Raw genomic sequence first — 6,802 nt, forward strand, 5'->3', positions numbered from 1 at the left:
GAGAGATTCGCCTTCCAGAAGTTCGGTGACGAGATAGGGTTCATGCCCGTCCGCGCCGACGTCGTACACCGTCAGGATGTTGGGATGGTTGAGCGCGCTGGCGGATTGCGATTCGACGTGAAAGCGCCGCAGCAGTTCGTCGTCGGCAGCGAGTGCAGGCAGCAGCAGCTTGATCGCGACGTCTCGATTCAGCCGCGTGTCACGGGCGCGGAAAACGGTACCCATTCCGCCGGAACCGATAAGCCCGGTGATCTCGTAAGGACCTATCCGAGAGCCGATGGAGATGGGCATTGAGGGGTGCAGTTCGATGGTATCGCAGGCTGAGACGGCCGACGATGTTAACGCCGTTTGTCATTCACTGTTTGCACTGTTCGGGTTGGCAAGCTGCAAAAGGCTTTGGACGCATTTACCCGAACCGATCGTTCAAGCCAGCCTTGTCGTTACCAAAAGCCGGAACTTTCTATGCTGAAGTGGTAGAAATCGCTGCAACATATTCGACGCATTAAAGAGCGGCCAATGTTGGCTTTCATGGGCCAGCCAATGTTGGCGGCCATCGATGATGAAGGAGATGTGGATGCGCTTCATGATGGTGGTGATCCGCAAAGGGTCTGAAACGGCAGCTGCGGACGCAGCCCCTGGCGCGGAGGCGGTCGGCAGGATGATGGATTACAACAAAAGCTTGCAGAAAGCAGGCGTTCTGCTCGCGCTCGATGGCCTGCTTCCGCCTTCGACCGGAGCGCGCGTTGCCTACGCCGACGGCACAGCCATCGTCACAGATCGACCGCTCGCTGAGGCCAAAGAGGCTATCGGAGGCTACTGGGTCATTCAGGTGCGCTCGCGGGAAGAAGCGATCGAGTGGGCCAGGCGAGCACCGATGTCCAACCACGACATTATCGAGGTACGCCAAATCTTCGAGACGGTCGATTTTCCTGCGGACGTTCAGAAGGCAGCGGAGAGCTTCCATGACCTTCCGAACACGGCGGCCGCCAAAGGATGATCGACATTCACCGCGCGATTGAGGCCGTGTGGAAGATCGAATCGACACGTCTCATCGCCGGGATTGCCCGCGTTACCCGCGACATCGGCATTGCCGAGGAACTCGCTCACGATGCGCTGGTTGCCGCTCTCGAACAATGGCCGGAGGAAGGTATTCCGGACAAACCGGCCGCGTGGCTGATGACAGCAGCGAAGCGGCGCGCCATCGACTCTCTGCGCCGCAGTCGAATGCTGGAGCAGAAGCACGGAGAGCTTGGGCGGGAACTGGAATTGCAGCAGCGGCGGCTCAGCGAAGCAATGGATCAAGCTCTGGACCAGGTCATCGATGACGACGTCCTTCGCCTCATCTTTACCGCGTGCCATCCGGTGCTAACCGTCGAGGGGCGCATTGCGCTCACGCTGCGCGTGGCCTGCGGCCTCACCACAGCCGAGATTGCCCGCTCTTTCCTGGTTTCGGAAAAGACCTTAGGCCAACGCATCTTTCGAGCTAAGAAGACACTCGCCGAGGCTCGTGTTCCCTGTGAGACTCCGCGTGGTGACGAGTTGCGACAGCGGCTTGAATCCGTGCTTTCGGTGGTCTATCTGATCTTCAACGAGGGATATACGGCGGCGTTCGGAGAGGAGTGGATGCGGGAAGAACTGTGTAACGACGCGCTGCGGCTCGGGCGCATGCTGGCGGAACTTCTCCCCGAAGAGTCACAGGTCCATGCTTTGCTGGCGCTTATGGAGCTGCAGGCGTCGCGTACGGCCGCGCGTCGTGGACCTACGGGGGAAGCCGTGCTCTTGCCGGAACAGGACCGTTCTTTGTGGGACCACGCTCAGATCCAGCGAGGCATGGCTGCGCTCGATCGCGCGCAGCAGCTGGGTGGTGGCGCTCACAGTTACGCCCTGCAGGCGGCGATCGTTGCGTGTCACGCGCGAGCCGGCACCGCGGCAGAGACCGACTGGGAGCGAATCGTGTTTCTCTATGACGCCCTGCTTCAGATCAGCCCATCTCCCATCGTGGCGCTCAACCGCGCGGTCGCCGTCGGAATGGCGCAAGGACCGGCCGCTGGACTCCGCGCGCTCGATGCTCTCGCGCCCGAGCCCGCGCTGGCCAACTATCATCTGCTGCCCAGCGTCAGGGCAGATCTGCTTGCCAAGCTGGGACGCCACGCCGAAGCGCGCGAAGAGCTGCATCGCGCCCTGGCGATGACAGACAATGCTCGCGAGCAAAATTTGCTGTCGAAAAAACTAAAGCAGGCGACGTTCAAGGATTGAAATAAATCCGGACTCTTTGTAGAAATCGGGTCAGGCCAATCGTCGACATAATGAAGGCAGGTCAGACCGGCCCGTCCAAAGTGCGTAACAGGATAAAAGGAGAAATTATGCCGCAGTATTTGGTTGCGAGTTACTTCCCCGACAACTACAACCCGTCGACGGAGGACGAAGCGATGGTCCGCGCTATCGACGAGCTCAATGAGGAGATGATCGCTGCCGGCGTCAGGCTCTTAGTCGGCGGCCTAGCCCCGCCCAGCCAGGCGAAGTCGCTGCGCTCGCAGCCCGATGGCGGCGTGCTCATCACCGACGGCCCGTTTATGGAAGCCAAGGAGCACGTCGGTGGTTTTTGCATATTGGAAGCCGCCGACATGGACGAGGCGCTGGCGTGGGCCCGCAAGGGCGTCATCGCCTGCCGGGCGAGGAGCGAGGTGCGCGAGATTCCATACAGCAGCCTGCCGAGCGGCACGCCTCACCCATCGCGCCAACACCGGGAAGAGTCGTGAGCGCCCCCACTCGTCGCGACTTCGCCATCCGCGCCCTTGGCCTCGGTCTGGCTCTGGGGCTTCCTGAGCATCCGCTGGCGAAGGCTCAGGAGGCCTCGCGCACTGTTCCTTCGCCGACGGCTGCAGATCCATATTCCCTTGTCGATCCGGAACTTCTTCCGACTCTCAAGCAGTTCCCCGCTTACGACCTCACAACGGAGATGGCCGTCAAGTTCCGGCAATTGCCTGCCGTACCTCCACTCCCGGCTCCCGCGCCGCAGCCTGTGGAGCGGCATATCCCAGGACCGGCCGGGGCGCCCGAGGTTCGTCTGTGGGTGGTTGATCCCGCGCCGTCGGAGAAGGGCAAGCCGGTGTTGCTTCACATGCATGGGGGCGGCTTCATGATGACCGATCCCACGTTGATGCCGCGGATTCAGGGGATCGCGACAGATTGCCACTGCGTCGTTGTCTCGGTCGACTACCGGCTGGCTCCGGAGACGCGCTTTCCCGGTTCGCTTGACGACAATTATGCCGCGCTGAAATGGGTTCACGCCCAGGCGGCGGAACTCGGCATTGACCGCTCCAAAATCGCCGTGGGCGGTGAGAGCGCGGGCGGCGGCCACGCAGCCAGCCTCGCGATTCATGCGCGCGACCGCAACGAGGTTCCCATCGTGTTTCAGCTGCTCATCTATCCCCAGCTGGACGATCGAACGGGCAGCACGCGCGCGGCGCCGCCCGCCATTGGCCGCTTTCTATGGACTGCGAGTGCCAATCGTTTGGCCTGGAGCTCGCTGCTCGGTGTTCCGGCAGGCTCGTCCAAGGCGCCGGCAGCCGCCGTCCCTGCCCGGGCCTCAAGCGTCGACGGCCTGCCGCCGGCGTGGATCGGTGTGGGTTCTATCGACCTGTTCGTTGAAGAAGACATGGAGTATGCGCGCCGGCTCGTCCACGCCGGAGTCGCAACCGAGCTTCTGGTCATGCCGGGCGCGTTCCACGGATTCGATCTCCTTGTGCCGGACGCCCAAGCCTCCAGACAATTCGGCGCGAGCTGGAAGTCTGCGCTGCGCAACGCATTCGCCACCCGCAAGGCGGTTTAAGAAGGCGCACGGCGGTTCCCAGCCGAGAGCGGACCTCGGGTTGTTGGTTACACTGACAATGCGGCGCGCAGATGGTGTCCAACCTCATTTCTGCGGAACGCCGGCTCAACCTATTCTGCAGAACCTAAGGCGGAGATTTTGTACGATGGCCAAGCTTGTTTATGGATTGAACCAGTCCTTGGATGGCTTCGTCGACCATCTGGAACTTAGGCCGAGCCTGGCGCTCTTTCGTCACTTCGTAGAGCATGTGCGCGACTTGGCCGGCATTGTGTACGGTCGCCGCGTGTACGAAGTGATGCGTTATTGGGACGAAGACCTTGCGGACTGGACCGCGGAAGAACACGACTTCGCAGCCGCGTGGCGGAGCAAGCCGAAGTGGGTTGTATCGCGCACGTTGAAATCGCTGGGACCCAACGCCACACTTGTCGAGGGTGACCTCGAGACGGCGATACGTGGGCTGAAGGGTCAGTCCGTTGGGGAAATTGACGTTGCCGGACCGGACTTAGCCGGAAGCCTAACCAACCTTGGTCTCATTGATGAGTACCGACTTTACTTCCACCCCACCGTACTTGGCCGCGGCAAGCCATTCTTCTCCGGCCCCCGGCCGCCGCTCCGGTTTGTGGCTAGCGATCGAATCGGCGAGGACGTGATTCGGTTGACGTACGTTCCCGCTTAAATCTGAGCTGGGAGAACTGGATCAAACGTTACACCGCTCACAGGTATCTCGTCATTGAAAGCCGCACGAATCCATCGTTTCGGACCGCCCGAGGTGATCGTCGTAGATGATCTGCCCCGTCCAGTACCGGCGGCAGGTCAGGTTCTGGTGCGTGTGGCAAATGCGGGAGTCGGACCTTGGGATGCGCTCATCCGTGAAGGCAAGAGCATTGTGAATTCGCCCTTGCCTGTCACATTGGGATCCGATCTGTCCGGCGTCATTGAGGTCTTGGGTTCTGGAGTAACGCAATTCCAGCCGGGAGACGAAGTCTACGGTGTGACGAACGCGGAGTTCATCGGCGCCTATGCGGAATTTGCGCTGGCGTCTTCAAAAACGGTGGCGCGAAAGCCCGGCGGCTTGAGCTTCACCGAGGCGGCTTCCGCGCCGGTGGTCGCCGTCACCGCTTGGCAGATGCTTTTTGACTATGCACAAGCAAAGCCGGAACAGACCGTTCTGATTCATGGAGCCGGCGGCAACGTCGGAGGATATGCGGTTCAGCTCGCGAGCCAGGCCGGTCTACATGTATTCGCGACCGCTTCCGCCGATGATGCACAATACGTCCGGAGTCTTGGTGTGGCAACGGTCATTGACTATGAACGCGAGCGGTTCGAAGAAGTCATTCCGAAGGTGGACGTCGTACTCGACACGGTTGGCGGAGATACGGGGAGGCGTTCACTGAAGGTTATTAAGCCGGGCGGGATTTTGGTGTCGGTTGTTGCGGAGCGGATGCCCGGTCCCGATGAACTGAAGAATATCCGCGCGGTGTTCTTCTTAGTCGAAGTGACTACGGATCGGTTGGACCTGATAACGACCTTATTCAACGAAGGTCAACTTGTCCCGCGTGTGGGAACCGTGCTCCCCCTGGAACAGGCGCGCACGGCGCACGAAATGTTGGGTGGTGCGCCGCACAAGCGGGGAAAAATCGTCGTGAGCGTAGCGAACTCATGACCAACCGTGTCGCCGTTGACGAGGGCGGAAAACTATACTTGAAAGCATGGGAATGAGATGGGTCGGGGCATCAGTTCTGTTCGCTTCCGCGCTGTTGTTCGCCTCCAACAAAACGGTCGAGCCCGGACGCGCCGAGAACGACGCGGTCAACATTGAAGCCACCGCGCATACCGATCCCGCCGAGTTCCCGCAGCTGGTCGGCGCCGAGATCGGTTCGTATTTCACCGTCGTCCAGGTCACCGTCACCCCGCGCAAAGGGAAACTCAAAATCGATCGCGATGATTTCCTGCTCCGAACCTATCGCGATGGAGAGCGCAGCAACCCGCTCGCCGTTAGCGAGATCGCGGGTAAGGCCGACATCATCGTTCATCAAGAGCATGTAGGCCCGAGCGAAGCCACGGGAAGTACAGGGCCCGTGTGGATGGCCGGTCCGATGATGGGCGGCGGCGCCGGCGCGGCTCATCCAAACGTCATGACCGCGACCGTCGCGAAGGACGATAGCGACGGCGATAGCAAAACAAGTAAGGGCAAAAAGACCAAAGAGAGTCCGCTCGCCATTGCCCTGAAGAAGAGCATGCTGCCCGACGGCGAAACCGATCACCCGGTGTCCGGCGTGCTGATCTTCAACCTCGAAAAGCAGAAGTTGAAGGACCTCGAACTGGATTACAACACGCCCGACGGGATGTTGAAAGTTCGTTTCAAATAGCGGCGTCTCCGACATGCCTGAAGCGCGAACATGAAGCGCGAAACGCTTATTGATTTCTTCAACGATTTCGCAAACATCCCAAAAACATTTCTGGTCTTCGATGATGGATACCGCAGTCACCGCTATTCTTACGCGCAGGTAGCCGGCGCGGCCCGAAGCTTCGCGGCCCGGCTGCGTGAGGCGGGTATCGGTCCGGGCGAACGCGTGCTGTTTTGGAGCGAGAACCGGCCCGAATGGATCGCGGCGTTCTGGGGATGTGTGCTGGCGGGCGTCGTGGTCGTACCCATCGACTATCGCGCTTCCATCGAAATGCGCGACCGCATTGCCGGCGTTGCGGGCGTTCGCGCGGTGCTCACCGGCGATGAGGTTTCATCGCGACCCGGGGACTGGAAATTGCGTGAACTTGACTGGAGCGCCGGCACGTTCAGTCCCGTGAACGCGCAGCCCGGCGATCTTTGCCAAATCATCTTTACTTCGGGCGCGACGGCGGAACCCAAAGGCGTGACCATCACGCACGCCAACATTCTGGCGAACGTGATCCCGGTGGAGCAGGAGATTCTCAAGTACCGTAAGTGGAGCATCCCCTTCGCACCGATCCGGT

At 60.7% G+C, this 6,802-nt stretch carries 9 protein-coding genes; 8 read left to right on the forward strand and 1 reads right to left on the reverse strand.

What is annotated here, in order from left to right:
* A partial coding sequence (locus H1Y01_RS17470; RefSeq protein WP_180541798.1) for a protein kinase domain-containing protein occupies positions 1 to 291 on the reverse strand: 291 nt, incomplete at its 3' end.
* Positions 292 to 574: 283 nt separating this feature from the next.
* Between H1Y01_RS17470 and H1Y01_RS17475 the strand changes: the two genes are divergently transcribed.
* The 8 genes from H1Y01_RS17475 to H1Y01_RS17510 all read left to right on the forward strand — a co-directional run.
* The gene (locus H1Y01_RS17475) at positions 575 to 997 is read left to right on the forward strand and encodes a YciI family protein (RefSeq protein ID WP_180541812.1); all 423 of its coding nucleotides are present in this window, start codon (positions 575 to 577) and stop codon (positions 995 to 997) included.
* A complete protein-coding gene (locus H1Y01_RS17480) occupies positions 994 to 2,256 on the forward strand; it encodes an RNA polymerase sigma factor (RefSeq protein ID WP_180541800.1) in 1,263 nt (420 codons plus the stop codon). Before H1Y01_RS17475 ends, H1Y01_RS17480 begins: the two co-directional genes overlap by 4 nt.
* 107 nt (positions 2,257 to 2,363) lie before the next feature.
* Entirely contained in the window at positions 2,364 to 2,759 is a 396-nt protein-coding gene (locus H1Y01_RS17485) for a YciI family protein (protein ID WP_180541814.1), read from the forward strand.
* Complete coding sequence (locus tag H1Y01_RS17490; protein WP_180541802.1) at positions 2,756 to 3,832, forward strand: alpha/beta hydrolase; 1,077 nt, start codon at positions 2,756 to 2,758, stop codon at positions 3,830 to 3,832. The genes H1Y01_RS17485 and H1Y01_RS17490 overlap by 4 nt, the downstream gene beginning before the upstream one ends.
* A gap of 145 nt (positions 3,833 to 3,977) precedes the next feature.
* Positions 3,978 to 4,508, forward strand: coding sequence for a dihydrofolate reductase family protein (locus H1Y01_RS17495; RefSeq protein WP_180541804.1), 531 nt, complete (start codon positions 3,978 to 3,980; stop codon positions 4,506 to 4,508).
* A gap of 54 nt (positions 4,509 to 4,562) precedes the next feature.
* On the forward strand, positions 4,563 to 5,495 hold the full coding sequence (locus tag H1Y01_RS17500) for an NADP-dependent oxidoreductase (protein ID WP_180541806.1): 933 nt from the start codon (positions 4,563 to 4,565) through the stop codon (positions 5,493 to 5,495).
* A 52-nt stretch (positions 5,496 to 5,547) separates the two neighbouring features.
* Positions 5,548 to 6,201: a hypothetical protein gene (locus H1Y01_RS17505; RefSeq protein WP_180541808.1), complete on the forward strand. Its 654-nt coding sequence runs from the start codon at positions 5,548 to 5,550 to the stop codon at positions 6,199 to 6,201.
* Between the two features lie 30 nt (positions 6,202 to 6,231).
* Positions 6,232 to 6,802: AMP-binding protein (locus H1Y01_RS17510; RefSeq protein ID WP_180541810.1), on the forward strand; the 571-nt coding region annotated here is incomplete at its 3' end.

It is taken from the genome of Nevskia soli, assembly GCF_903970205.1.
GTDB lineage: Bacteria > Acidobacteriota > Terriglobia > Bryobacterales > Bryobacteraceae > Bog-113.